The organism is Oryzomonas japonica, assembly GCF_008802365.1.
In the GTDB taxonomy this organism is placed as follows: Bacteria; Desulfobacterota; Desulfuromonadia; order Geobacterales; family Pseudopelobacteraceae; genus Oryzomonas; species Oryzomonas japonica.
Map to the genome: position 1 here is coordinate 216965 of NZ_VZQZ01000003.1, position 24869 is coordinate 241833.

Here is a 24869-nt window from a genome sequence, read left to right on the forward strand (position 1 = left end):
CTTTTGGTACGGTGTCGGTTTGTGTGCCGCCTTTAGTTCTTGATAAGGAGCACCAACTGCATGGTTTCGCCGTCACCGACCAGGATCGGGAAGCAGAGACCGGTATGGCCCGCAGGTACGGCCAGTCCCCCGGCGTCGGGACGGATGGTGATCGGAGGGTTGATGTTGACGATCCTGCCGGCCTGAGAGGCCTTGGCGGCGATGTTGCCGCACACCACGTTGACGAATTCCATCACGGTGTCTTCGAGAACCTCCTGCGGTTCATTATCCACCGATGTCTCGCGCAGGATCGCCTTGGCCACCGACTTCTGAAGCCCCTGGGAAACCGAGATGATAAAGCGGGCATCCTGGTCGCCGGACAGGTCCATGGCCGCCATGACGAAGTTGGTGTCCACCGTGGTGACGGCTTGGCATTTTCCGGCCCTGAAGGGGAGCCCGAGAATACGGGTAATCATCTTGTAGGTCAGGTCTGCGGCCATCTCCCATACTTCGGGATTGGGGATGCCGGCGGGAAGTTCGACCCGTTCGGAGATGTACGGCGCCTGGTCGGCCTTGAATTCATTCAGATGCTGTTGAAGCTGCTCGTTGGAGAAGGCGCCCACAAGTACCAGCGCCTCGCCGATGTAGAGGTGGTTGTTCTTCTGGCGGGTGATGACCTCGTTCAACTGGGTAAGAGTCAGGATACCGATCTCCACCAGCAAATCCCCGAGTTTTATGTCGCGGGAGAGTTGTGCGTGGTGGGCGCGTTCGATATCGTTCGGCGTTACGTAGCCCATAGCCAGTGCCATCTCGCCAAATTTGAGGTTTTTCTGTTCCTGTAGTTCAATCGCCCTGAGCAGAGCCTCACGTGAAACGATCCCTTTTTCCACCAGAAACTGCCCGAAAAATTTGACGGCCATGCACATATCCCCTTGTATCGTGAGTTTATTGGTGCTGAAAAAATCAGAGATCCCGAAGGATCTTCAGGACGTCGTCGGCCTCGAATGGTTTTGAGATGACATTCTTGGCGCCCAGTTTGAGCGCTTCGGTAAATTTATCGCCTACGCCGCCCAAGGAGGTGACCATGACCACCTTGACCTCTTTGTCCAACATCGACAGGCTGCGCAGGGCGGTGAGACCATCCATGCCGGGCATGTTCATGTCCATGCAGATAATGTCCGGGTCCTCGGCGTGATTCATCTTGATGGCCTCGGCGCCGTTTTTGGCATGTCCGACACACGTGAATTCACCAGATTCAGAAATGATCTTCTCGAGCTGTCGGGCTACGGAAAGGCTGTCGTCAACGACAAGAACCTTCTTCATGTGATGTATCCTCCTGATGCGCATTGCGGCCGCTTCATGCCGGGCTGTCCAAAATTTAATGAGCGGAGCGAATGTACTCGAAAAGTGGTAAAATGTCAAAAATATGTTTGTCTTTAACCGGCCCGTAAAGCATGTTATATAGGAGCGCCATACCACACTCATAGAAGGAGATTCGTTCATGCGCACACTCTGTCATATCACCTGCAGATCACTGACCCTGATCACTGCATTCAGTCTGTTCGTTATTTCTGCTTCAGCTGCGGAGTCAGGACCGAAAACAACGCCGGCGCCTGTCGCCGACGCTCTGCTGCGGGGGCCGGTCGCCCGGGTGAACGGCACGGATATTCCGGCCGCCGAATTGAAACGGGCCCACAAGATTCTGGAGGCCAGCCAGCCCGTGCGGCAGCTTTCCGCAGATGAACAGAAGGAACTCGACACGCGGGTGGTGGACCAACTGGTTTCCGCCGAACTGCTCTACCAGGCGGGCTCGAAGCTGGAGATCAAGGACCTCGACAAGCAGGTGGACGCCAAGATCGTACAGAGCAAGGGGCGTTTTGCCAGCGAGGCGGAGTTTGCCAAGGCTATCCAAGCCATTGACATGACAGAAAAGGAACTTCGTGAGTATACCCGCAGGGACCTGATCATCTCCAATTTCGTCACTTCGACCATTGCCCCCAAGATTGCGATCAGCGAAGAGGAAAGCAAGAAGTTTTACGACCAGAATATGGATAAATTCCGGCAGGAGGAAAGGGTGAGGGCCAGCCACATCCTGTGCGGCATAGATACCAAGGCGAGTGCCGAAGAAAAGAAAAAGGCCCGCGAAAAGGCGGAAAAATTGCGCAAGGAATTGGCCAAGGGAGCGGACTTCGCCACCCTGGCCAAGGAAAATTCATCCTGCCCCAGCAGCAAGCAGGGGGGGGACCTGGGGTTCTTCGGCAAGGGGCAGATGGTGCCGCCGTTCGAGCAGGCCGCTTTTGCCCTCAAGCCGGGTGAGATAAGCGATGTGGTCGAAACCCAGTTCGGCTACCACATCATCAAGCAAACGGAAAAGACAAAGGCCGAGACCGTGCCTTTCAGCACGGTCCGCCCCCGGATAGAGGACTACTTGAAGAACCAGAAGATTAACGCCGCTGTGGGCGATTTTCTGACGGAACTCCGGAAGACCGCCAAGGTCGAGATCCTGTTGAAGTAACCGGGGTTCACATCCCGTGACATCGAAACGAGGCCGGCCCAGCGACAGAAGGGCCGGCCTCGTTTGTTACCGTACCGCTTTGGAGGCGAGCCTGGCGCTGCGTCCCGATGAAATCCCCGCAAATCTGATGGCCCCCCAGTATTCTCCGGCCCGGTAAATGGCTGCTTCTCCCGCCGGGAGATCGGCGCCGGTTGCGTTTTTCAGCGTGAAGCTGAATGATGGCAGCGGCCCGTTGCCGAAATATTCCTCTTCGGTGGCCATCCGATATTCCGCCAATCGGGCGCGTTGCCCCGCTGCCGGGAGAACGCTGGATCGTTCCGCGGCCGCACCAGCCAGGGATGTGGGGGATACGCGGATCTGGTAGCCGGCGAAGAACCCGGGCACCTGACCGTAGAGTGTGACCCGGGCGGTTCCCCCGCCGTTACTGCGAATGTCGTAGCAGGGCGTCCAGCCGGCTTTGCCAATGGCGAAGCGTGCCGTGACCCGCCCATTCCTTGGCGAAACGATCACCCGTGCCACCCGCTCCTCCCCGGCTCCCGCTTTCCGCGCGGTTGCGATACGGGCGTCGATGCGCCGGATTTCCTGCTCCGCCCTGCGCCGGGCCGTATAAACCGCTTCCAGTTGGGTGATGGCGAAGTCGGTCCCCAGGCGGATAGACTGCATCGGGTCCGGGTTTGATTTGGTCTTGCGGGGGGCTTTGCCGCTCTGGGACTTGGCGGCGGATTTGAAAATCTCCTCACGCGTCGCCAGCGTACCCAGTCGATCTTCCTGGCGACTCCTCTGCTCGATCAGGGAAGCGAGCTCCTTTTCTCCCCTGGTGTCCCGGCGGAGCGGCAACATATCGACGCGTTGAATGCTGGTGCCCCTCTCCGGCTTGATTCGCACGGTATCTTCCCGCGTGCCGGGCGGCAGGGGGATCTTGACGACGCCCCTGGCGGCGACGCCTGCCAGTTCCACGACAGCGCCGTCGGAGAAAAAGGTGACGCTTCTGCTGGCGGCGCCGGCCTCTGCAACGATTATCAGCAGCAGGATGATGACAGACAGGAAGAGCTTCATGCGGGTTCCTTTCGGCCCGGATACAATCGTTGGCCGCCCCATGGGGCCGCCAATCTGGTGGTTGCACTCGGATGGCGATAAGTATATAATTCTTCAAATCTTTGTGGAAGGTGATCTGTCATGGCCTTTGATGCCGAAGTGTCGGTTAAAGACATAGTCAATTTTTACATAAAAATCAACGATGCATCCAAGGCAAAAAAGGACATCGCCAAACTGTCCGCCAAGGACAAGGCCACCGCTTTCGAGATCATTTCCGCTTCGAACGGCAACCATGACTTCAAGATCGAGATCGCCAAATATTTCGTCTATGATCTGGATGCCCGGGTCCGGAGAAAGGCCGAGATACTGCTGGAGGACCTGCTCCCCGGTTGGGTTTCCGATCCGGCGGAAAGTATCCTCAAACTGCTCAAAACGGTGGATACCAAGGGGGGAGCCCATCGCAATGCGGCGATACGGTTCCTTTTCGGCATTATCGATTCCAGTAGCCTGCGGGATACCTTCATGACCCTGCTCAATAGCAGGAATAGGACCCATATGGCTGAAATAATAGCCATTTTGGAAGCCTATATCGATTCATCGCAAGACGAGCGCGAACAGGTCAAGATCTTTGACGCCTGCCTGGACATCGTTCTTTCCGATGATGCAGATTATAACATCAAACATCATGCCTCCAACCTGTTGAGCGTTTTTTTCAAGAAGGTGCAGTCCACCAACCTCGGTGCGGCCCTGCGGCAGAAGTATATCGAGAAGCAGATCGAAAAGGCGGAAGGGGTGTATCGCTACCTGTGCAGCGGCGCTTCGGGTTTGAATATCACCTTTCTCGAGGACCTGCTGCGCCCCTTGAACGATGGCGGCAAAACGTTCCAACTCAAGATGCTCAACTATTTCAAATTTGTATTGGAAAAGGCGCGGAACCCTGAAGAAGCCGACACGGTCATGGATATCTATCCGGATTATTGGAACAACGATGAAGTGCCCAAGGAAGAAAAACTCAAGGGGATTTGCCGCCGCATCATCGCAGCGGTCGAAGAGTTATGGGATGTGAGCGATGAGCCCGAGGTCCGCGGGCTCATCATCAAGATCATCTATGGCGAATATGCCGACAAACATGACCTGCTGGAACAGATCAGGGCGAAGCTGGATACGGAAACGCTCAGCGAGGCCGCACGGGAGAAGATTGCCCTTATGCTCCACTGTTTCTTGCTTCCGGGAGAGAACGACGCGCTCAAACTACTGGCCGCCAATATACTGATCTTCAAGCTGCAGGACACCCGGAATCGAACCGCGGCCCTCGATTATCTCACCTCTTACGCCGAAAACAAGAATCTCAACTACGCCGAAAAGGGGAGCATCGCGACGGTGATGGAGTCGCTGCTCAACGAGAAACGGCTGGTGGAGGACCTGCGGAACATGGCCCGGTATATCCTTTTTCTTACCGGTCCTGAGAGGTTCGATACCGCGGAGGAGCAAAAGGCCGTTCTCGGCCACATTCGACGTTTGGCCGAGGGGGGGGAGGGGTTTTCCAGTCAGATTGCCGTACAGCGGGTTCTGGAATCGCTGGAGGTTTTCTCGAAATCGGAGACGGCAACGGAAAAACTCAAGATGGCTGCGCACTACCTGGAGTTCAAAATCCGCAAGCCCGATGAAAATCCCACCTGGGATAAGATCGGCGCGTCGCCGCAGGGGTGATGCCGAACCGTGATCACCCGCCCGAGGGATGCCTTCCCTGTCCGGCTGTCAAACCGTTTGTTCTGCACAAGGGGCAGATGGTCCTATCGCCCCTGCTATTTTCCCGCCTCCCAGCACCTCGTCACCCCGGTAAAAAACCACTGACTGGCCCGGCGTAACCGCCCGCTGCGGTTCATCGAAGCGTACCTCGCATCTGCTTTCCGGCAGCAGCCTGACCCGGCACGCAACCGGGTGATGGCGATAGCGGATTTTGCAGGCCGTTTCGAATTCCTCCCCATCCGGGGGGACGATCCAGCCCACCTCTGCGGCAAGCAGGCCGGCAGCTGCCAAATACTCTTCCTCCCCCACCACCACGACATTGCGGTCGGTATCGATGGCTGTTACGTACAGAGGCCTGTTCCAGGCGACCCCCAGTCCCTTGCGCTGGCCAATGGTATACCGGTGCGTCCCGCGGTGGCGGCCGACAACCTGCCCTCCCACATGCACGATGTCCCCCGGCGTTCCCGCCAGGCCGCCGCTCTCTTCCAGGAACGCCACGTAATCATCGTCGGGGATGAAACACACCTCCTGACTGTCGCCCTTGTCGGCCACCGGCAGGGCAAACTCGTGGGCCAGGCGGCGCACCTCATCCTTGCTCGCCATCTCCCCCAGCGGGAAGAGCACCTGAGATAACTGCTCCTGGGAGAGTGTGTAGAGAAAATAGGACTGATCCTTGCCGATGCAGCGTGCTTGCCGCAGGTGGCAGACGCCCGCGCTATCGATGGTGTTCCTGACGTAGTGGCCGGTGGCCAGCAGGTCCGCCCCCACGGCGCGCGCCTGTTCCAGCAGCAGGCCGAACTTGACGTAGCGGTTGCAGCGCACGCAGGGATTGGGGGTGCGGCCGCAACGGTACTCGTCGATGAAGTCCTGGATGATCAGGTGGCGAAAATCCGTTTCAAGGCCGATCACATGGTGGGGGATTCCCAGGTGCCGGGCCACGGCTGCGGCATCGTGGGCGGCCGAGCCGCTGCCCGTGCTGCGCGGTGCGAAGAGCTGCATGGTAATGCCGATCACCTCGAAGCCCTGGCGCTTCAGCAGGGCGGCGGTGACCGATGAGTCCACCCCGCCGCTCATGGCGACGGCGACAACCGGTTTCTTTTCGGAGGCCATCAGGTACCTTCCTCTCCGAGAATAATTCGTACCACCTGATTGGCTTGATGGCCGGCTGCGATGCCGACCCGCGGGGCCATCAGGCCGCACCCGGTCCGGGCTTCCGACTCGCCGTCCCCCACGAGGTACAGGCGGGAGGCTGCCCGCTGGGTGACAATGGCGTTGTTGGGGCCATACCCTGCCAGCCCCGATGCGGCCACGACCACGACCTCCGGCATCCGGGCGAGGAGCGTCTCCACCAGCATGGCCTTCATGTCGGCCCGGTCAAAGGCCTCGACCACAACGGTGCACAAGGCGAAGACCGCGGGAATGTTTGCGGGGCTCAGCATGACGTGGTGCGGTTCCACCGTGATATAGGGGTTGATGCGGGCCAGGTTGTCGGCCAGGGCAGCCACCTTGGGATGGCCCAGTTGGTCGACGAAATACTGCTGACGGTTGAGGTTGGACGGCTCCACCACGTCGAAATCCGCGATCACGATCCTGCCGACGCCTATCCGCGCCAGGGACACGGCAACCGCCGAGCCGAGCCCGCCAACACCGGCGATACCGACCGTGGCCGCCTGTAGCCGGGCATGCACGCCCGGGGTGTGGCGGGCAGCCATCAGCCGTTGCAACTCATCTTCCGACGGCCGCTCCCCCCGTTTGATCAGGTAGACCTCATCGCCATCCCGGAGCGCCGTTTCGGCCGGAGCCGGAAACCCGTTGTGGATCAGCACGTCTGCGCCCGGTTTCCATTGCGCGGCCAGTGATGACAAGGTTGCCCCCGGGTCGATTTCTGTTGCTATCTCGTTTATCCGTATGCGCATGGGCAAACTGCTTTTCGTCTGTAAAGTATCGCCGGGGCCTTCCGGCACTGTCGGATGTTTAATCTCAAACTTCCGGAAAGACAAGACTATTATCTAACGGCCAATGACCTGCTGGAGGTCGGCAATCAGGTCGTCAACATCCTCCAGCCCGACCGAGAAGCGCACCAGGGTGTCCTTGATCCCCTTCTTTTCCCGTTCTGCCTTGGGAACCGCCGCGTGGGACATTTTTGCCGGGTAGGAAATGATGCTTTCCACCCCCCCCAGGCTGACGGCAAAGGCGGAAAACTGCGCTTTCTCCAATAGTTCCTTGGTTAACGCGTAGGATTCGAGCTCGAAGGAGAGGACGGCGCCGGGGCCGTCGGCCTGGGCGGCATTGATGGCATGGCCGGGATGGTCGGTGAGTCCGGGGTAGTGCACCTTGAGGACTGACTTTTGGGTTTGGAGCCAGGCCGCGATCTTTTCCGCGCTCCGTTGGCTCTGATCCATCCTGACTTTGAGCGTCTTGAGCCCCCGCAGGGTCAAAAAAGAATCCTGGGGCCCCAGGATGGCGCCGAAGGCATTCTGGATGAAGCGGATACGATTGCCCAGCTCCGGGTCGCTGACAACGGCGAAACCGCAGATGACGTCGCTGTGGCCGTTCAGGAACTTGGTGCCGCTGTGCAGAACGATATCGCAACCGAGTTCCAGGGGGCGTTGCAGGTAAGGGGTCATGAAGGTATTGTCAACCAGGGTGATGATACCCCGCGGCCGGGCCAAGGCCACGACTCCGCGCAGGTCGGTGACCTTGAGCAGCGGGTTGGAGGGGCTTTCCAGGTAGATGCCCTTGGTTTCCGGCCTGATGGCGGCCGCGATGGCCTCAAGGCTGGTGGCGTCCACGAAGGTGGAACTGATGCCGAGGCGCTGGAAGATGCTGGTCAGCACCCGGTAGGCGCCGCCGTAGACATCCTCGCACACCACCAGATGATCGCCGGGAGAGAAGATCAACAGGGTGGAGGAAATGGCCGCCATGCCGGAGGCAAAGGCAAAGGCCCGGCTCCCCTTTTCCAGCCCGGCGATGGCCACTTCCAACGCTTCGCGGGTGGGGTTGTCGGAACGGGCGTAGTCGTATTTCCCGAAGTGGTCCACCGATTGCTGACGAAAGGTGGAGGTCTGGTAGATGGGCACGCCCAGCGCGCCGGTCAAGGGATCGGCGGTCTGGCCACCGTGAATGAGTTGGGTTGCAAACTTCATGGTCGTCTCCTTACGCTTCCAGGGCTTGGTTCAAATCTTCGATCAGGTCGTTGTTGTCCTCGATACCGACCGACAGGCGCAGCAGGGTGTTGTTGATACCGAGCCGCGCCCGGAGTTCAAGCGGTATGTCGGCGTGGGTCTGCACCTCGGGAAAGGTGATCAGGCTTTCCACCCCGCCCAGGCTCTCCGCAAAGGAGATCAGGCGCGTTTTCAGGAGCACCTGTTCCACTAGGGCGTGGGTCGCGACCTCAAAGGCGATCATGGCGCCGAAGCCGCGGGAATCGCGCTTTACCAGGGCATGACCGGGGTGATCTTCGAGACCCGGGTAATAGACCTTGGCGATGGCCGGGTGGTTTTTCAGCCAGCCGGCGATTTTTGCGGCATTTTCCTGTTGCCGGTCCATGCGGACCCCCAGGGTCTTTATGCCGCGCATCACCAGCCAGGAGTCCTGAGGCCCCAGCACCGCGCCGGCGGCGTTCTGGTGGTAGTAGACCCGCTCGGCCAGTTCGGCGTCCTTGACCACCACCAGCCCGGCGATGGTGTCGTTATGACCGGCCAGGTATTTGGACGCGCTGTAGACGGCGATGTCGGCCCCCAGGTCCAGGGGGCGCAGGAGATACGGGGTCAGAAAGGTGTTGTCCACGATGAGGAGCAGGTCGCGGTCACGGCAGAGGGTGGACAGGGCCGGGATGTCGGCAAACTTCAGCAGGGGGTTGGTGAGCGATTCGGCGAATACCGCCCTGGTCCGGGGCGTGAGCGCTGCCCGCACCGCCTCCACGTCGCTCGTGTCGACATAGCTGAAGGTCAGCCCGAACTGGTTGAACACCTTGTCGAACAGGCGGCAGGTACCGCCGTACAGGTCCTCGGTAACGACCAGGTGGTCCCCCGAACGAAACAGCAACAGCAGGTTGGCGATGGCGGCCATGCCGGAGGAATAGGCAAAGCCGCGCGCCCCGTTATCAAGGCGGGCCATGCCGTCTTCCAGGGACTGGCGGGTTGGGTTGCCCGAGCGGCTGTAATCATAGCCGGTGCTCTGGCCGAGTCCCGGGTGCCTGAACGTGGCGGTCTGATAAATGGGCACCGAAACCGCGCCGGTCCGGGTATCCCATTCCAGACCGATCTGAACCGCCTGCGTACTGATGTTCATCTTCTACCTCCCAAAATAAAAATCCCCTTCCGGGGTGTGGAAGAGGATTCCTCTAGGGCATCTCTTCCTTATCTCCCGAAACCGTGCGGTTTCGCTGGAATTGGCACCTTACCCTTGCAGGTTGGTTGCCGCGACGTCGTTGGGCCAGTCCCTCGGTCGCTCTCGATAAGAAATTTATGTATTTTTTGTGTGAATTATTGTGGGTTGAGCCTACGATATGCCACCAATCTTGTCAATAATATTTTAGCGGGAGATGCTCGGAGCGCAGTGGAACGGGTGGTTATCATTACCGGTCCGGCGGGCCTCCCTTGCTCATTCCTTTTCGAGCACTATCGCCACCATGAACCAATCCTCATCGGTTGCGAACCGGAGGGTGAGCGTGTCGAGATTGTTGCCGGCATTGACATAGTAATCGTCGCCACTGACCAGCGAAGGAGTTGACAGCTTGATATCGGTGCCGCCCGGTGAGATATGCTGCTTGAAGGAACCGGCAATCATGTTGGCGATCTCGCCCAGGGCATCGCGAACATCGTCGTTCAACTCGGTGACTTCCATGCCGAGCATGCTTGATGTGAAGGCGAGCGCCAGCTTCTGGGGGGCATGCAGGCTCACAAGGCCGTTATACACACCGGCAAACCCGACCATTGCCGTAATGCAGTCCTTGAAATGTGTCTCCGGTGCCACCTGGAGCGGCAGGTGCAGCAGGTTTTCCATACCCACCATGGTGCAGAACACCTCTTCCACATCACGGATGAGGTGCTTGAGCAGCTCGTCCTCGCTCGTGTGAAGAGCGTCCAGGAGGTCATTTTTCAGCGGCATTGCACGCCCCTTTGTCCGCGGGGCCGATTACGCATGACGGAGGGCGCACCGCTTCCCCCCTTCCGTCAAACGACCAGTCTGCCCACACGTGCGATTGGTTTTCCGTCCAGCCCGATGTTATCAGTATAAAACCCTACTCTGCATAATTGTGATGGAAATTTCAAGATAAAATAAGACAATTATAATATGAAAACAGCCTCGCACCGGGAGGGGCGAGGCTGTGTGGAACAGACGATAACAGCGGGCCAAACGCCGGTGTGGCCGATGCCCTACCGTGCGTTCTCGTCAAGCAGGTAATTCAACAGTATGACAACCTCCCTGATCTCTTGTTTGTTCATATTGGAATTGGGTTTCCGCAGCATTTTGATGCCATAGGCCTTTACCGCCTGCCGGTCAAAGGGCTGGCCGGTGATGGGAGCCCTCCCGGTCTGCACGGCAATGACGGTTCGTTCCATGGTGTGGCACTTGATGCATTTCCGCGACATGAGATCGAACGATGCCCTGTAGTTGGCCGGGATGCTGTCGGGATCGAAATTCATTCTGTCCCCGCGTCCCTTTACCCTGATGCGTGCGTCGGCAACCGCGGCAATGACAAGCGTGAAGAGCGTGACCAGTATGATGAGCTTCCGCATGTGAGACTCCTTCAGACGAAATTATGGCGGCTAGTAGAGCAAAAATCAGAAACTGAACGTCACCCCGAGGGTGCCTATTTTGTTGGTGAAATCCTGAGCACTCGAACTAACGGACGATTTGTACGCAGAGGCGATCTCATGTTTGTATTCCAGGGCCACCTTTACGTTTTCAAGCGGGGCGTAGGCAAGCGTCGGAATATACCGGCGCACCAGGCCGCGTCCGTCATCCTGATATTCGAACCGCATGGCGCCGATGAGGTTTTGGAGAAAGGTGTACTCGCCCTCGACTGCGGCCACGTAGGACTTTACTTCGGTCGGGGTCGTGGACAGGTAGGCATTGTCGTCCTTGCCCAGCACACCGGCCACCCTGAGCCTGAAGAGCTTGTAGAGGATGTCCAGGTCCAGGCCGCTGCGATAATAGGTGTTCTGGATGAGGCCGCCTTCCGTGGTGTTCGGGGTGCCGTTCTTGCCATAGTAGCCGTAGGCCCCAACGGTGACCGTCAGGAAGTCGAAGATGCTCTCCTCCTTGGCCAGATCCACCTCCGGTTCGTTTGCCAGGTAATCCGCCCCGCCGAACTTGTAGGAGATGTGCCCATACCCTTCCTTGGTGTTTTGATACTTGCGGTTCACCACCCCGGCGGCGACAAAGAAGCGGTTAGCAAGGACGGCGTTGGCCTCCAGTGCGTCCTGGGGCTGTTCGAGCTTGAATTCGGAAGTGCCGACCGTGTAGGCGTAGGGGGCAAAGGAGTTGGTCGTGGAGAGTTTGTTGTTGGACTTCCAGAGCCCGAGCTTCGGCTGCATGCGCCCCACCTTGAAGTTGATGGGCGTGTCGAGGGCGTGGCGCCAGATGACGAATAGTTCATTGATATTGGTGCTGTTGTTGGCCGGGGTGGTGCTCGTCGTATTCGTATTCAGAATGTTATCGGTATTCTCGCTGTAGGCCACATAGGTGGCGAAAAAGGCAACCTTTTCCCGAAAATTGCCGCCGGCGTTCAGTTTGAGGGCACGTGTCGAGAGGTCGAGCTCGTTGACGGCGTTGTGGTCGTAGGTCGCATGTATCGAGGCAGTGAAGGATATGGGAAGAAGTTCGGGGATAGCCGCCAGGAGAAGCCCTTCGGGCTTGGCCTCGCCCCCGGGAGCCGCGTCAGGCGCAGCCGCTTCCTGGGCCGGCTCGGGTGAGGACGCCTCTGCGGCCCCCAGTGCCCCGCCCTTCAATTTGCTCAACTTGTCGGCGTCACCTTCGCCCCTCACCTCCATGGCCCCGCCAGCCGGCTTGGCTGTCGCCTTGGGGGCGGGGGCGGCTTCCTTGGCCTTGGCCGCCTTCTGTCCCTTGCCGAAGTAGACGTATGAGTTTTTAAGGAACGCCTCGCCGTACTCGTTCAATTCGGGGTAGATGGTATGGCAGGTGCTGCATTCGACCTTGTAGGCGCGGCTGAATGCAGGGATGGCGTGGGATGAGGCAACCACAATCAGTTGGACAAGACAAGATCCTATAAGGCACAGGATCAAAGCCGGTTTTCTTGTCATGGTGGTGTCTTCCTCCTGTAATTTGATTAAATTCAAATTGTTACCAGCGGTAGCACATCCCTGAACTACTGTCGTAGTTTTTGCAAATGAAGTTCAAGGCCTGCTCGGTATTGTAGGGGCCCGAGTAGGTTAATCCGCTGCCGGTAAGCGGCAATGTCGGCATGGTGGCCGTGTGGATGGCCGTATAGACAGTGCCGGGGTTTGCGCCGGCGGTAAAATTCTGATTGTTATTCACCAGCCAGTCGATTGAGTCATAGATGAGCTGTTTTGAATAGATCGGATTATGGGTGTATCCGGCCGGATCGTTGAAGAAGAGGCTGTAGTTGAAGTAGGCGCCCATGGTGTAGGCTCCGGCGCGGATTTTGCTGGTACCGGAGGCCGCCACGGTGTAATTGCCGAATTTCTTCCAGTTGTTGTTGGGGGATACACCGCTGCCGTTAACGCCGTAGCTCTTCAACAGGGCATTGAGCACCAGCACCGCTGCGCGGTAGCTGTCACGTTCGGCATTCATGAATGCTGCCGTGCGCGGTCTCGGGTCCGCTACCGTGGAGCCTGCATAGTGGCATTTACTGCATACTTGTTGCTCACTCGGCATGTCTTTGATGGAATCGCTGACGGTACCGGCATTCCCCCAACTTGCCGCCAAGACGTAGTGGGGACGGTCATTGGTCATGTGGCAGACGATGCAGGCGCCCTTTGACGCCATGTTCAGAGCGGCACCGACATTTTTGTGTGTCGGGTTGACCGCGTACATGGAGTCGGCGAAAAACTGGAAGCCGCTCCTCCCTTGAAGGTTGGCCCCGGAGGCAAAATCGTGCGGTGAGATGCCTCCTGGGTTGGAGCCGTTATAGTCAAAAAGGCCGAGTTTGTCGGCGGTCTTGATCATCTCCCCGACTTCGCGTCCCGCGTGACACGGCATGCATACGTTTGAATTGCCAAGAGAGTCGTACTGAATATTCAACGAGGCCCGGATCAGGGGGGCGCCTGCGGGGTGGGACGAGTACATGTACCAGATCGAAGCCGCCGGTACACTGCGCAGTCTACCGCTGTAGGCGCTCCCATCGTTGGACCTGCCGTCGCTGTGGCAGGTGTCGCAGGCGGCGGTAGGCTCGCGGGTGGTGTCCTGATAGGTGGCGCGGGCGTTTACGGGATAATCGTTTCGCACGCCGTCCAGGTCCGGCAGTGCGTGTACAGTCATGAAGCCTGATGATACGAAATTGATGAAACCGGTCGAGGTGTGGCAACGAACGCAGAAGTTGCCGTAGTTGGCACTCGCCGTTAGTGCGCTCCCGCGTGTTTTGAAGTCGGTGGTGCTGGGAAGGGCCGTGCCACCCATGGCGGAGCGTGACCACTGTTGAAGCATTGTCTTGGCAGTGGTGGTGTCGTGGGGATTATGGCATTTACGGCAGTAGTGCTTGTAATTGGTCGCAACGTAGACGGCTCGCCTGCCGGTGCTGAAGTGGATGAATTTCGTATCCCGGGCGACTGCATCGTAGGCGGTAGTATTGAATACCCCATTTGACTTGGCGTGGCACTTGTCGCACTTGCCGTCGGTATCCGGGTTTCTGCTGACGTGGTTCGCGCTGCCCGGCGTACCACTCGGCGTACCGCCGTGGCACCGGCTGCAACTGTTGGGGTGTCCCGCCTCGGGCTCGTGGCAATCGGCGCAACCGGCGGCGTTGGAGGTGTTGTGGACCGAAAGTTTCCATTCCTCGGCGATATTCTTGCCGGTGCCGGGGCTGACGGCGTTTTGATGGCAATTGTTGTTGAAACAGGCTTCCGACTGGGCCAGTTTTGTGCTGCCGCCGGCCGTAACCGTTTTTTCGCCGCAGCCGGCCAAGGCCAGCAGGAACGCTGCCAGAAGCGATGATGCAGCGATAATTCTTGAGACCATGTGTGATCCTCCTGAAAAAATGCGCAACATGCCTTTCAACGGCAGTCCAGCTATCTCAGCAAACGGTAGATATAGATGAACGTCCCCCCGACGGAAAGGCTGGACAGGAAGCCGGCATACCTATTGACGAGGGTCGAAATCTGCACCCGGTCGGCAAATTTGTCGATATCCGAGACCTCGTCGGTCATGACGGCGATAATGTCCTGCCAGTCCTTATCCCATTGGAAGATTTGCAGATAGAGTTCCGAGCCCCTCCAGAGGAAAATCAGGAAGAAAACAATGCCAAAGGCTATGAACCCCTTTGAAATGGGGGAGTCTTTGATGGCAACGTAGATCTTGCGGATCAGTTCCAGGTTCATGATCGAGAGGAACACCCAGATGGCGTTCTCGACGATTTTAAAGTTCCTGATGGTATTGGGGCTGGGGGTCGGATTGACGAACAGGAAGAGCCCGCCTGCGACCAGGATGAGTAGCGAGAAAAGATAGACAGCAACCTTCTTGCCTGAAATCTCGAAGGTGCGGCAAAAAACATAGTACTCCAGAAAACCATGGGTGATTACTACGATCGCCACGGTCCCGACAATATTGTGGAACGCGGAAAGTTTGTAATAGTGGACCCAGGGATTAATGGCATACGCCTGCCCGAGGAAGATGAGAAAGAAGCCGATGGAGATGCTGGTCCACACGCGGGCATTGCCGATACTGAAGTAAAAACTTATGGCACCGGCCAAGCCCCAGAAGATCGTCCTGACAAGCTCAAAGGTGTTGACCTGGGAGAGCAACTCAATGAATTGTTCCATTATTAGCCTCCAATTGCGCTATAAAAAGTGTTCAATGCCCCGATTTGGCCGCGGTGATAGTTCTGGAAAGTTGTTCCATCATTACTTTAAGGCTGGTTGCACTGATGAGAAGCTTTGCAGACCGCTCGACGCCAGCGAGGAATTTCACAACATTGGTCTCGTCGAGCAGACAGCTGTTGCCGCCCTGATCGTTCAACTCTTTATCGACGATACCCCGCCCGACCCTGCCCACAGATTCGACGACAATGGTCTTTACCTGATCTTCCAGTTCCTCGAGTTTTCCGGCAATATTCTTTCTCTCCCGCTCTTCGCGTGCCGTATTGATTCTATTGATCTCGGATTGCTGAAGTGCAACGGCGGTTTCCCAGATGTTCTGAATGTTGATTATCTCCAGCAGGTTCAGCCCCATCAGGTGCTCAACCCCCTGGGTCGTGAAAAGATCGATCTTGGCACCGGGTAGCCCGGCGATCTTCTGGGATTCGCTGGATGATGTCTCGATATCCTGGGAACCGTCATGGAAAAATCCCAGGGGAGCGCCGTCCTTGTAGAAGATTATGGTTGACCGCTCATCGGTGTAAATCCGCAGGCAGCCACTCATCTTATCGGAACCGATTTTTTCCAGAAGGGCCTTGATGTCGACCAGTTTCAGTTCTTGTGCCTTGTAGAGAATCTCGCCCTGGAGTAGGGCATGGATACACCTGGTGAGGTCTTTGGAAAGCTTGTAGACGTTGAGGGTTCCGCCGCTTGTACCGACCATCAGGTGGCACAGGGCCGTCAGGGCCTCAAGGCCGGTTTGCCGGTTGCCGTTTTCTTCTTCGTGCAGTGCGCTGACTACTTTACCTGCCTCAAACACCAGGGTGATAGTCGCTTCCTGAAAAACAAAACTGGCATATCCGGTGAAATTACCGGTACTCAGCTTTGCCAGGACTTCCGGCAGCTTCAGCGTGCCGACTGCCAGATTCTCAAAAAGAGGGTTGCCTTTCGGAAGAAGGAACATAACTATCTCCTAGAGTAGAAATCATCATAACAGCAGCCGGCTAATGTTTCATATTTGTATACCTGTTCAAAAATCATGTCAAACAATTATGCTTATTTATACATAACTTAATTGCCATTAACTTAATTTTAGCAATCACCTTTCACCTCCAAAAACAGACATGGCCTCTCGATGGGGGAGGCCATGTGATCAAAGGCAATGTAAGATTTCGCTACATTATGGCGTCTCTCGTCTACGGCTTCAGCCTGTCCAACGCCAAATTCAGCATGAGCACATTTACCCTCGGTTCCCCCAAAAGACCCAATTGGCGGTCTTCGGCAGTCCTTGACAGGATCGCAGCCACTGCTCCCTCGTCCAAGAGGCGGGCCTTGGCGATTCGAGGAATCTGGAGCCGCGCCGCGGCCGGCGTGATATGGGGGTCGAGCCCGCTGGCCGAAGCCAGCGCCAAGTCGGCGGGAATCGGGCCTGCCACCCCTGCGGTGCGCAACGCCGCGACCCGATCCCCGACCGTCTTGATGAAGTCGGGGTTGGTCGGCCCGGCATTGGACCCGCCCGATGCCATGGGATTGTAAGCGAAATCGGTGGTGGCCGAAGGACGCGGCCAGAAGTACTTCGGAGCGGAGAAGGGCTGCCCGATCAGGGCGGAGCCGGATTCTTTGCCATCTGCGCCGGTTATGAAGCTCCCCGCGGCTTGATGGGGGAAGACGGCAGAGGCAACTCCGGTAACGATGGCCGGATAGGCGCCGCCGCAGATGATGGTGAATACGAGGAACATAAGGATTGCCGAGCGCAGGTCGTTCATGTCGTTCTCTCCTGTGAGTAAGTGTTACGCCAACAACCCCACCACCAGATCGATGGCCTTGATGCCGACAAAGGGGGCGATGATGCCTCCGACCCCATAGATGAGCAGGTTATGGATCAGGAGCCTTTCGGCGGGCATGGGGCGGAACCTGGTCCCCTTCAAGGCCAGCGGCACCAGCATCGGGATGATGATGGCGTTGAAGATCACCGCCGACAGGATGGCGCTGTAGGGGCTGGCCAGATGCATCACGTTGAGCACCCCCAGTTGGGGATAGATGGAGAGCAGCGCCGCCGGGATGATGGCGAAGTATTTGGCGATGTCGTTGGAGATGCTGAAGGTGGTCAGGTTGCCGCGGGTCATGAGGATCTGTTTGCCCACCTCGACGATGTCTAGTAGTTTCGTGGGGTTGCTGTCCAGGTCGATGATGTTGGCCGCCTCACGGGCCGGTTGGGTCCCGGTGTTCATGGCCACGGCCACGTCGGCCTGGGCCAGCGCCGGGGCGTCGTTGGTGCCGTCGCCGGTCATGGCTACCATGAACCCCTGTTCCTGATACTCCCGGATCAGCCGCAGTTTGTCCTCGGGCTTGGCCTGGGCCAGGAAATCGTCCACCTGGGCTTCGGCGGCAATGGCGGCGGCGGTGAGCGGATTGTCGCCGGTGATCATGACGGTCTTGATCCCCATGCTGCGCAGTTGCAGGAAGCGCTCCTGGATGCCCCCCTTGACGATGTCCTTCAGGTTGACCACGCCGAAAATCTCCTCATTGCGGCTGACCACCAGCGGGGTCGCGCCTCCGCGGGCGATCCTGTCCACGATCTCGCCCAGGTCGCTGGGTACGGACGTGGCTCCCAGGCTTCTGACGAAGGCCACCGCCGAGTCGGCGGCGCCCTTGCGGTACTGTATGCCGTCGGCGTTGATCCCTGAAAGGCGGGTGTCGGCGCTGAAAACGATGGCCTCGGACCCTGCGGGCGGTGCGTCCCTGGTGAAACCGTACTTTTGCCGGGCAAGGGCCACGATGCTGCGCCCTTCAGGGGTCTCGTCGCTCAGTGATGCCATGAGTGCCGCCTCGGCCACCTCCTGCTCGCTGTGGCCCCCCAGTGGGACACAGGCCACCGCCTCCCGGTTGCCGAGGGTGATGGTGCCGGTCTTGTCCAGGAGCAGCACATTTACGTCGCCGGCCGCCTCGATGGCGCGCCCCGACAGGGCTATGACATTTTTCTGGAAGAGGCGGTCCATGCCGGCGATGCCGATGGCCGGCAGGAGCGCCGCGATGGTGGTGGGGGCCAGGCAGACGAAGAGCGCCACCAGGATGGTCAGTGAAACCTGCGCTCCGTGGCCGGTCGCCTTGACGCTGTAGATGGAGAGCGGGCTCATGTTGGCGCAGACCAGCAGGAACACCAGGGTCAAGGCGATCAACAATACCTCCAGGGCGATCTCGTTGGGGGTCTTGCGCCGTTTTGCGCCCTCGATCAGGCAGATCATGCGGTCCAGGAAGGTTTCGCCCGGATTGGCGGTGATCCGTACGATGATGGCGTTGGCGATGACCGTGGTGCCGCCGGTGACGGCGCTGCGGTCGCCGCCCGACTCCCGGATCACCGGGGCGGATTCTCCGGTGACGGCCGATTCGTTCACCAGCGCTGCACCGGCCACCACGTCGCCATCGCCGGCGATCATGTCGCTCGCCTCCACCAGGATGTAATCACCCTTGCGGAGTTGGCTGGCGGCCACGGCCGTCGAGGCGCTGCCGAATTCGGGCCCGGCAAGGAGCTTGGCCGTTATGTCGGTCCGCGCCTTGCGCAGGGAGGCGGCCCGCGCCTTGCCGCGCCCTTCGGCCAGAGCCTCGGCAAAGGTCGAGAAGATCACCGTCAACCAGAGCCACACCGACACGGCGCCGGTGAACCAGGCCGGTTCCCTGTTGCTGCCGGTGAGCGACATGACAAAGGTGATCAGGGTTATGACGCTGGCGATCTCCACGCAGAACATGACCGGATTGCGCCACAGGGAACGGGGATCGAGTTTCATCAGGGAGTCGGCCAGGGCTCCCCCTATGAGTTTTCTATCGAAAGCCGATTGAGGTTGTTGTGTGTGCTTCGCCATGGTCTAGTTCCCTCCCAGCATGGTCAGATGTTCGACGATGGGTCCCATGGCCAGGGCCGGAAAGAAGGTCAGCGCCCCCACAATCAGGATGACCAGCGACAGCCAGAGGGCAAAGGGGACCTTGTCGGTCGGCAGGGTACCCAGGCTGGGAGGGATATACTTCTTCTCCGCCAGGGAGCCGGCCATGGCCAGCACGGCGATGGCCGGGACGTAGCGTCCCGCAATCATGGCCAGGGAGCCGGCCAGGTTGTAGAAGTTGACGTTGGCGTTCAGCCCGGCAAAGGCGCTGCCGTTGTTGTTGGCCATGGAGGCAAAGGCATAGATCACCTCGGAGAGGCCGTGGGCGCCGGGGTTGGCCATGGAGGCCACGGCCGCCGGGACGAGGAAGGCGATGCCCGAGAGGACGAGGACCATGATCCCGGCCGTCAGGATCGTGATGATCGACATCCACATCTCCCGCACTTCGATCTTCTTGCCCAGATATTCGGGCGTCCGGCCGATCATCAAGCCGGACACGAAGACCGCAATGACGGCAAAGGCCAGCATGGTGTAGAGCCCGGAACCGACCCCGCCAAAGACGATCTCGCCCAAGAGGATCAGGCCCAGGGGCACCATGCCGCCGATGGGAGTCAGGGAGTCGTGCATGGCCGCGACGGCGCCGCAGGAGGTGCCGGTGGTGGCCACCTCGAACAGGCTGGTGCCCGCCAGGCCGAAGCGTACCTCCTTGCCCTCAAGGTTGGCCCCCTGGACGCCGAGTTTTGCCACGAGCGGGTTCCCGCTGCTCTCCACGCCTTGCAGAACCCCGAAGGAGATGACCAGGAGCGCCAGCATCACCCCCAGGAGCGTCCACCCTTGTCGGGTATTGCCCACCATGACGCCGAAGGTGTAGGTGAGGGCGCCGGGGATCAGCAGGATCAGGAGGATCTCCACGTAATGGGAGAGGGGGGTCGGATTTTCAAAGGGGTGGGCCGAGTTGGCGTTGAAGAACCCTCCGCCGTTGGTCCCCAACTCCTTGATGACCTCCTGGGAGGCTACCGGTCCAAGGGGGATGGTGACCTCCTTTGTTGTTACCCTCTCGGTGACCGGGTTGCCCGTGGCGTCCTTAATCGGGTTTCCTTTATCATCCAGCTTTGGCTTGTCGTAGGTCACCGCCTGCACGAGCGGCACGGTTTTGTAGGCGGTGAAGTTCTGGATCACCCCCTGGGAGACCAGGAAGAGGGCGCCGACCAGCGACAAGGGGAGCAGGATGTAAAGGGTGCCGCGGGTCAGATCGACCCAGAAGTTGCCCAGCAAGGAGGTTCTGCGCCGGGCAAAGCCGCGGATCAGGGCGATCACGATGGCCATGCCGGTGGCGGCGGATACGAAGTTGTGCACCGTCAGCCCGACCGTCTGGGTGAAGTAGCTGGCTGCCGATTCGCCGCTGTAGGCCTGCCAGTTGGTGTTGGTGACAAAGCTGATGGCGGTGTTGAGCGCCAACTGCCAGGTAAAGGCGGGGAATTTCTGCGGGTTGAGGGGCAGCAGGTGCTGCGTCAGCAGCATGAGGAAGAGCGCCGCGAAGAGTACCAGGTTGAAAAGGACCATGGCCCCGGCGTAGCGCCGCCAATCCATCTCCTCGTCCTTCTTTACCCCGCAGATGCGGTACAGCAGGTTCTCGCAAGGAACGAGCAGGGGCGAAAGAAAGGTCCGCTCCCCTTGGTAAACGTGCGCCATGAAGCTACCCAGGGGCTTGATCAGCGCCAGAAGAACGACAAAGAAGCAGATGATTTGCAGCCAATCATAGGAGTTCATGACGGTTTCTCCATTGAGTGAGCATTGACCTGCGCGGAGGAACACTCCGTGTCATGCCTTTTACAAAGTTTACCATGTATCCGACTCCTTTTGTGGGACGGGCCCCTCTGGGGCGTGTTTTTATCCTTCACTGTTACGATAGGACGTAACAGGTAAAGATGGTGTGAAAATGGAGGGGAAAAGCGTCAAGAAAAGGTCAATGCCACTGATGAGGACGTTAACGGTATTTACAAGCAGAGAGTTGCATAACTAGGAGGGGTGAAATAGAAAAGAGGGTCGGCACCAACGTGCTGACCCTCTTTCAAGGTTGGGGTATGGGCCATCAGGCCGGTTCTCCGTGCATCACGGTGTCCCGGCGGCGACCCCCTCGTTCATGGACCCGGTGCGGTACCCCTGCAAATCCACGGCAACATAGGTGAAACCCGCCGCCCTGACGCGGCGGCTCACCTCATCCCGCAAGGGACCGACCGCCTGGGCAAACTCCTCCTGTCCCAGTTCGACCCGCGCCACGCTGTCGTGGTAGCGGACGCGCAGGATGCGGAAACCCAGTTCCCGGAGGGATTCCTCGGCCTGCCCTACCTTGCGGACCCGCTCCGCGGTGATGGCGGTGCCGTAGGGAAAGCGGCTGGAGAGGCAGGCAAAGGCCGGCTTGTCCCAGGTGGGAAGGTCCATGGCTTGGGAGAGTTGGCGGATATCCTCCTTGGTGAATCCCGCCTCCTCCAGGGGGCTGCGCACCCCGATCTCCGCCGCTGCCTGGCGGCCGGGACGGTGATCGCCCCGGTCATCCACGTTGGTGCCGTCCAGCACATGGGGGAGTCCCTCCTGGTCGGCGATGGCGCGCAGCTTGCCGAACAGCTCGTGCTTGCAGTAGTAGCAACGGTTGGGCGGGTTGTCCTGGAACTCGGGGATATCCAGTTCCTCGGACACGACCAGCCGGTGACGGCCGCCGATACGCTCGGCCAGCGCCTCGGCTTCCCGCCGCTCCCGTTCGGGATAGGTCTCGGAGGTGGCGGTGACCGCCAGGGCGCGCGGCCCCAGCACTTCCGCCGCTACCGCAAACAGGAGGGTGGAATCTACCCCGCCGGAAAAGCCGATCACGCACCCGCCCATCCCGGCGAGGAGCTTCTTGAGTTCAGTGGTTTTGTTCAGTAGTGCCTGATCCATGGGTGGTGCAAATCCTTTCAGACAAGCTTGTTACTTCTTTACAAATTTTACCGGATTCCGGCAGATACTCATAGCGAAAATTAGAGGCCGGTATCGGCTCCTTCATCCAGGGGCACCGTAATGGCCGGACCGCTGAAAAGGATCAGGTTTATCCGGTCGCCAGCCCGGCTGAAGGTGCACTGGAGGCTGTGCTCGTAGGCTAAAAGGGCCACCGGCGGGAGTTGCTCGGGGCTGCGCAGACGGAAGAGCACCCGGTTTCCCTGCGCCAGGGCGTCGAGAAAGGCCGGGCTAACTGCGAATTCGATCTGCCCCGGTTCCTCCGTGAGATCCACCAGGTTCCCCTCGTCGCCGTTTATGAAACGGCTCCCCAGGTCGATCCGCCGGGTGGCGGCGTTACTTTCGGCCGTCGGTGCCGGGATACCCCCCGCCACCAATTCCTGGGGTTGCAGGATCTCCGGCGCCGCAGCGATAACCATCCCTGCCGCCACGGTGGCGTTGGTGTAGCGGTCGATAACGATAAAATTGCCGGTTGCACGGTTCAGGCGGTAGGGATCGAAGGCCGCCGGGCGGTCCAATTCCAGGAGCCCGACACCGATCTCGTTGAGCCGGAGCGTCGGCGCCTGCTTCTGTTCCAGGGTATTGACATCCACCACGTGGCGCAGAGTCGTGACACGACCGGGGATCACGGCGCAGGAGGTCTTGATCAGGTAGCTCTGCCCCGGATGCAACTGCTCGTCGTGGAGCCAGACCAGGTGCGCCTCCAGGAAACGGGTTTGGAGCGGCGGAGCATCGGGGACGGACAATGTGTCGCCCCGGCTGATATCGATCTCATCCGCCAGGGTCAGGGTCACCGCCTGACCGGCGGTCGCCTCGGGCAGATCCCCATCCATGGTGACGATCCGGGCCACCCGGCTGGTGCGTCCCGACGAGGCGACCCGCACCTCGTCACCCGGACGAACGGTACCGGCGGCAATGGTGCCGCAGAAGCCGCGAAAATCCAGATTCGGGCGGTTCACCCACTGGACCGGCAGCCGGAACGGCTTTTCCACGTTCTCACCCTCAACCTGGACGGTTTCCAGGTAGTTCATCAGGGTGGGCCCCTGATACCAGGGGGTGTTGACGCTCGATTCGATGATATTGTCCCCGTTCAGGGCGGAGATCGGGATGGCCGTTATGGAGTCAAAACCGAGCGGGGCGGCGAACTGCCGGTAGTCCCCCAGGATGGTATCGAAACGTTGCTGGTCGAAATCGATCAGGTCCATCTTGTTCACCGCCAGGACGATATGGCGGATACCCACCAGGGAAACCAGGTAGCTGTGGCGCCGGGTCTGGGTAAGGAGGCCCTTGCGGGCATCCACCAGGATCACCGCCACCTGGGCGGTGGAGGCGCCGGTGACCATGTTGCGGGTATACTGCTCGTGGCCGGGGGTGTCGGCGACGATGAACTTGCGCCGATCGGTGGAGAAGTACCGGTAGGCCACATCAATGGTAATCCCCTGTTCCCGCTCCGCCTGCAAACCGTCCAGCAGCAGGGCGTAGTCGATGGCGCCCCCCTGGGTGCCGACTTTTTTGCTGTCCACCTCCAGGGCCGCCAGCTGGTCCTCGAACACCATCTTGGAATCCCACAGGAGGCGCCCGATGAGGGTGCTCTTGCCGTCATCCACGCTGCCGCAGGTGATGAAACGCAGCAGGGATTTCTCCTCCTGGCTCTTGAGGTAGGCAAGGATATCTTTTTCGATCAAATCCGACTGGTGTGCCATTAGAAATACCCCTCTTGTTTCTTTTTCTCCATCGACCCGGCCTGGTCGTGGTCGATCAGGCGCCCCTGGCGTTCCGAGGTGCGGGTCAGCAGCATCTCCTGGATGATTGCCGGCAGGGTGTCGGCGGTGGATTCCACGGCCCCGGTCAGGGGGTAGCAGCCCAGGGTCCGGAAACGGACCGATTTGTGCTGCACGACTTCCCCCGGCTTGAGTTCCAGGCGGTCGTCATCCACCATGATGAGCATGCCGTCCCGCTCCACCACCGGCCTGACGGCGGCATAGTAGAGCGGGACGATCGGAATCTGTTCCAGATGGATGTACTGCCAGACGTCCAGTTCGGTCCAGTTGGAGATGGGAAAGACGCGGATGCTCTCGCCCGGTTTGACGCGGGTGTTGTACAGGTTCCACAACTCCGGGCGCTGATTCTTGGGGTCCCAGCGGTGGTTGGCGCTGCGGAAGGAAAAAATGCGCTCCTTGGCCCGTGATTTTTCCTCATCCCGGCGGGCGCCGCCAAAGGCAGCGTCGAACTTGTAGCGGTCCAGCGCCTGCTTCAGTCCCTCGGTCTTCATGACGTCGGTGTAGAGCGCCGAGCCGTGGGTAAAGGGGGTGACACCCCTGCGTACCCCCTCTTCATTCACATGTACGATCAGCTCAAGGCCGCACTCGGCCGCCATGCGGTCCCGAAACTTGATCATCTCGCGGAACTTCCACGTGGTGTCCACGTGCAGGAGGGGAAACGGCGGCGGTGCCGGGTAAAAGGCCTTGCGGGCCAGGTGCAGCATGACCGCAGAATCCTTGCCGATGGAATAGAGCATCACCGGGTTGCCGAATTCGGCCACGACTTCGCGGATGATGTGGATGCTTTCGGCTTCAAGCTGCTGTAAATGTGTCAAGTTTTTGCTCATAATTTCTCCTTAATGTCCAGCGGATGCGGATTTTGCGTCAGGGCAAGGCTGTCGAGGGATTGCGCGGAGGCGTAGCAGCGCTACGCCGCACAAGTGATCCCGAAGACTTACGCAGC

General features: G+C 59.2%; 21 protein-coding genes and 1 riboswitch. Of the genes, 2 read left to right on the forward strand and 19 right to left on the reverse strand.

From position 1 onward, the window contains the following. Positions 1 to 32 precede the first annotated feature (32 nt). Together F6V25_RS06770 and F6V25_RS06775 are read right to left on the reverse strand one after the other, a co-directional pair. On the reverse strand, positions 33 to 899 hold the full coding sequence (locus F6V25_RS06770) for a chemotaxis protein CheX (protein ID WP_151127850.1): 867 nt from the start codon (positions 897 to 899) through the stop codon (positions 33 to 35). Positions 900 to 942: 43 nt separating this feature from the next. Further along, a complete protein-coding gene (locus F6V25_RS06775) occupies positions 943 to 1302 on the reverse strand; it encodes a response regulator (RefSeq protein ID WP_149306629.1) in 360 nt (119 codons plus the stop codon). A gap of 178 nt (positions 1303 to 1480) precedes the next feature. On the opposite strand from F6V25_RS06775, the gene F6V25_RS06780 reads away from it, so the two are divergent. After that, the gene (locus tag F6V25_RS06780) at positions 1481 to 2494 is read left to right on the forward strand and encodes a peptidylprolyl isomerase (protein ID WP_151127851.1); all 1014 of its coding nucleotides are present in this window, start codon (positions 1481 to 1483) and stop codon (positions 2492 to 2494) included. A gap of 66 nt (positions 2495 to 2560) precedes the next feature. On the opposite strand, the gene F6V25_RS06785 is transcribed toward F6V25_RS06780, so the two are convergent. Continuing rightward, the gene (locus tag F6V25_RS06785; protein ID WP_151127852.1) at positions 2561 to 3550 is read right to left on the reverse strand and encodes a hypothetical protein; all 990 of its coding nucleotides are present in this window, start codon (positions 3548 to 3550) and stop codon (positions 2561 to 2563) included. 120 nt (positions 3551 to 3670) lie between these two features. Between F6V25_RS06785 and F6V25_RS06790 the strand changes: the two genes are divergently transcribed. Further along, a complete protein-coding gene (locus F6V25_RS06790; protein WP_151127853.1) occupies positions 3671 to 5239 on the forward strand; it encodes a hypothetical protein in 1569 nt (522 codons plus the stop codon). Between the two features lie 48 nt (positions 5240 to 5287). On the opposite strand, the gene mnmA is transcribed toward F6V25_RS06790, so the two are convergent. From mnmA to cysD, 16 genes are all read right to left on the reverse strand, one after another. After that, positions 5288 to 6388 (reverse strand): tRNA 2-thiouridine(34) synthase MnmA, encoded by a 1101-nt coding sequence (gene mnmA / locus F6V25_RS06795; RefSeq protein ID WP_151127854.1) that lies wholly within the window; start codon positions 6386 to 6388, stop codon positions 5288 to 5290. Next, complete coding sequence (gene thiF / locus F6V25_RS06800; RefSeq protein ID WP_151127855.1) at positions 6388 to 7194, reverse strand: sulfur carrier protein ThiS adenylyltransferase ThiF; 807 nt, start codon at positions 7192 to 7194, stop codon at positions 6388 to 6390. The genes mnmA and thiF overlap by 1 nt, the downstream gene beginning before the upstream one ends. 93 nt (positions 7195 to 7287) lie before the next feature. Then, positions 7288 to 8424, reverse strand: a complete 1137-nt coding sequence (locus F6V25_RS06805) for a trans-sulfuration enzyme family protein (protein WP_151127856.1) — start codon at positions 8422 to 8424, stop codon at positions 7288 to 7290. A 10-nt stretch (positions 8425 to 8434) separates the two neighbouring features. Then, positions 8435 to 9571: a trans-sulfuration enzyme family protein gene (locus F6V25_RS06810; protein ID WP_151127857.1), complete on the reverse strand. Its 1137-nt coding sequence runs from the start codon at positions 9569 to 9571 to the stop codon at positions 8435 to 8437. Between the two features lie 65 nt (positions 9572 to 9636). Continuing rightward, positions 9637 to 9743, reverse strand: a riboswitch (SAM riboswitch). A gap of 140 nt (positions 9744 to 9883) precedes the next feature. Beyond that, a complete protein-coding gene (locus F6V25_RS06815; RefSeq protein WP_151127858.1) occupies positions 9884 to 10390 on the reverse strand; it encodes a chemotaxis protein CheX in 507 nt (168 codons plus the stop codon). Between the two features lie 269 nt (positions 10391 to 10659). After that, a complete protein-coding gene (locus tag F6V25_RS06820; protein WP_151127859.1) occupies positions 10660 to 11022 on the reverse strand; it encodes a cytochrome C in 363 nt (120 codons plus the stop codon). 45 nt (positions 11023 to 11067) lie between these two features. After that, positions 11068 to 12549 carry a hypothetical protein gene (locus F6V25_RS06825; protein WP_151127860.1) on the reverse strand — a complete coding sequence of 494 codons (1482 nt, stop codon included), beginning with the start codon at positions 12547 to 12549 and terminating at the stop codon, positions 11068 to 11070. 40 nt (positions 12550 to 12589) lie between these two features. After that, complete coding sequence (locus F6V25_RS06830; RefSeq protein ID WP_151127861.1) at positions 12590 to 14443, reverse strand: hypothetical protein; 1854 nt, start codon at positions 14441 to 14443, stop codon at positions 12590 to 12592. Positions 14444 to 14493: 50 nt separating this feature from the next. Then, positions 14494 to 15243, reverse strand: coding sequence for a hypothetical protein (locus tag F6V25_RS06835; RefSeq protein ID WP_151127862.1), 750 nt, complete (start codon positions 15241 to 15243; stop codon positions 14494 to 14496). 31 nt (positions 15244 to 15274) lie between these two features. Beyond that, complete coding sequence (locus F6V25_RS06840; RefSeq protein WP_151127863.1) at positions 15275 to 16240, reverse strand: GTPase-activating protein; 966 nt, start codon at positions 16238 to 16240, stop codon at positions 15275 to 15277. A gap of 232 nt (positions 16241 to 16472) precedes the next feature. Further along, positions 16473 to 17042, reverse strand: a complete 570-nt coding sequence (gene kdpC, locus F6V25_RS06845; protein ID WP_151127864.1) for a potassium-transporting ATPase subunit KdpC — start codon at positions 17040 to 17042, stop codon at positions 16473 to 16475. A gap of 24 nt (positions 17043 to 17066) precedes the next feature. Then, positions 17067 to 19136, reverse strand: a complete 2070-nt coding sequence (gene kdpB, locus F6V25_RS06850; protein ID WP_151127865.1) for a potassium-transporting ATPase subunit KdpB — start codon at positions 19134 to 19136, stop codon at positions 17067 to 17069. Positions 19137 to 19139: 3 nt separating this feature from the next. Next, positions 19140 to 20924: a potassium-transporting ATPase subunit KdpA gene (gene kdpA / locus F6V25_RS06855; RefSeq protein WP_151127866.1), complete on the reverse strand. Its 1785-nt coding sequence runs from the start codon at positions 20922 to 20924 to the stop codon at positions 19140 to 19142. Between the two features lie 342 nt (positions 20925 to 21266). Then, positions 21267 to 22088: an ATP-dependent sacrificial sulfur transferase LarE gene (gene larE, locus F6V25_RS06860; protein WP_151127867.1), complete on the reverse strand. Its 822-nt coding sequence runs from the start codon at positions 22086 to 22088 to the stop codon at positions 21267 to 21269. 80 nt (positions 22089 to 22168) lie between these two features. After that, positions 22169 to 23848: a sulfate adenylyltransferase subunit CysN gene (cysN, locus tag F6V25_RS06865; RefSeq protein ID WP_151127868.1), complete on the reverse strand. Its 1680-nt coding sequence runs from the start codon at positions 23846 to 23848 to the stop codon at positions 22169 to 22171. Then, entirely contained in the window at positions 23848 to 24753 is a 906-nt protein-coding gene (gene cysD, locus F6V25_RS06870) for a sulfate adenylyltransferase subunit CysD (RefSeq protein ID WP_151127869.1), read from the reverse strand. Before cysD ends, cysN begins: the two co-directional genes overlap by 1 nt. Between the last annotated feature and the right edge of the window lie 116 nt (positions 24754 to 24869).

Bases quoted from the DNA above. Each gene is read 5' to 3' on its own strand.
- F6V25_RS06815 (WP_151127858.1), bottom strand. From the start codon at position 10,390: ATGCCGCTGAAAAATGACCTCCTGGACGCTCTTCACACGAGCGAGGAC.
- F6V25_RS06780 (WP_151127851.1), top strand. From the start codon at position 1,481: ATGCGCACACTCTGTCATATCACCTGCAGATCACTGACCCTGATCACT.
- kdpC (WP_151127864.1), bottom strand. From the start codon at position 17,042: ATGAACGACCTGCGCTCGGCAATCCTTATGTTCCTCGTATTCACCATC.
- F6V25_RS06790 (WP_151127853.1), top strand. From the start codon at position 3,671: ATGGCCTTTGATGCCGAAGTGTCGGTTAAAGACATAGTCAATTTTTAC.
- F6V25_RS06840 (WP_151127863.1), bottom strand. From the start codon at position 16,240: ATGTTCCTTCTTCCGAAAGGCAACCCTCTTTTTGAGAATCTGGCAGTC.
- mnmA (WP_151127854.1), bottom strand. From the start codon at position 6,388: ATGGCCTCCGAAAAGAAACCGGTTGTCGCCGTCGCCATGAGCGGCGGG.
- F6V25_RS06770 (WP_151127850.1), bottom strand. From the start codon at position 899: ATGGCCGTCAAATTTTTCGGGCAGTTTCTGGTGGAAAAAGGGATCGTT.
- F6V25_RS06820 (WP_151127859.1), bottom strand. From the start codon at position 11,022: ATGCGGAAGCTCATCATACTGGTCACGCTCTTCACGCTTGTCATTGCC.
- kdpB (WP_151127865.1), bottom strand. From the start codon at position 19,136: ATGGCGAAGCACACACAACAACCTCAATCGGCTTTCGATAGAAAACTC.
- larE (WP_151127867.1), bottom strand. From the start codon at position 22,088: ATGGATCAGGCACTACTGAACAAAACCACTGAACTCAAGAAGCTCCTC.
- F6V25_RS06825 (WP_151127860.1), bottom strand. From the start codon at position 12,549: ATGACAAGAAAACCGGCTTTGATCCTGTGCCTTATAGGATCTTGTCTT.
- cysN (WP_151127868.1), bottom strand. From the start codon at position 23,848: ATGGCACACCAGTCGGATTTGATCGAAAAAGATATCCTTGCCTACCTC.
- F6V25_RS06810 (WP_151127857.1), bottom strand. From the start codon at position 9,571: ATGAACATCAGTACGCAGGCGGTTCAGATCGGTCTGGAATGGGATACC.
- F6V25_RS06785 (WP_151127852.1), bottom strand. From the start codon at position 3,550: ATGAAGCTCTTCCTGTCTGTCATCATCCTGCTGCTGATAATCGTTGCA.
- F6V25_RS06835 (WP_151127862.1), bottom strand. From the start codon at position 15,243: ATGGAACAATTCATTGAGTTGCTCTCCCAGGTCAACACCTTTGAGCTT.
- F6V25_RS06830 (WP_151127861.1), bottom strand. From the start codon at position 14,443: ATGGTCTCAAGAATTATCGCTGCATCATCGCTTCTGGCAGCGTTCCTG.
- F6V25_RS06805 (WP_151127856.1), bottom strand. From the start codon at position 8,424: ATGAAGTTTGCAACCCAACTCATTCACGGTGGCCAGACCGCCGATCCC.
- F6V25_RS06775 (WP_149306629.1), bottom strand. From the start codon at position 1,302: ATGAAGAAGGTTCTTGTCGTTGACGACAGCCTTTCCGTAGCCCGACAG.
- thiF (WP_151127855.1), bottom strand. From the start codon at position 7,194: ATGCGCATACGGATAAACGAGATAGCAACAGAAATCGACCCGGGGGCA.
- kdpA (WP_151127866.1), bottom strand. From the start codon at position 20,924: ATGAACTCCTATGATTGGCTGCAAATCATCTGCTTCTTTGTCGTTCTT.
- cysD (WP_151127869.1), bottom strand. From the start codon at position 24,753: ATGAGCAAAAACTTGACACATTTACAGCAGCTTGAAGCCGAAAGCATC.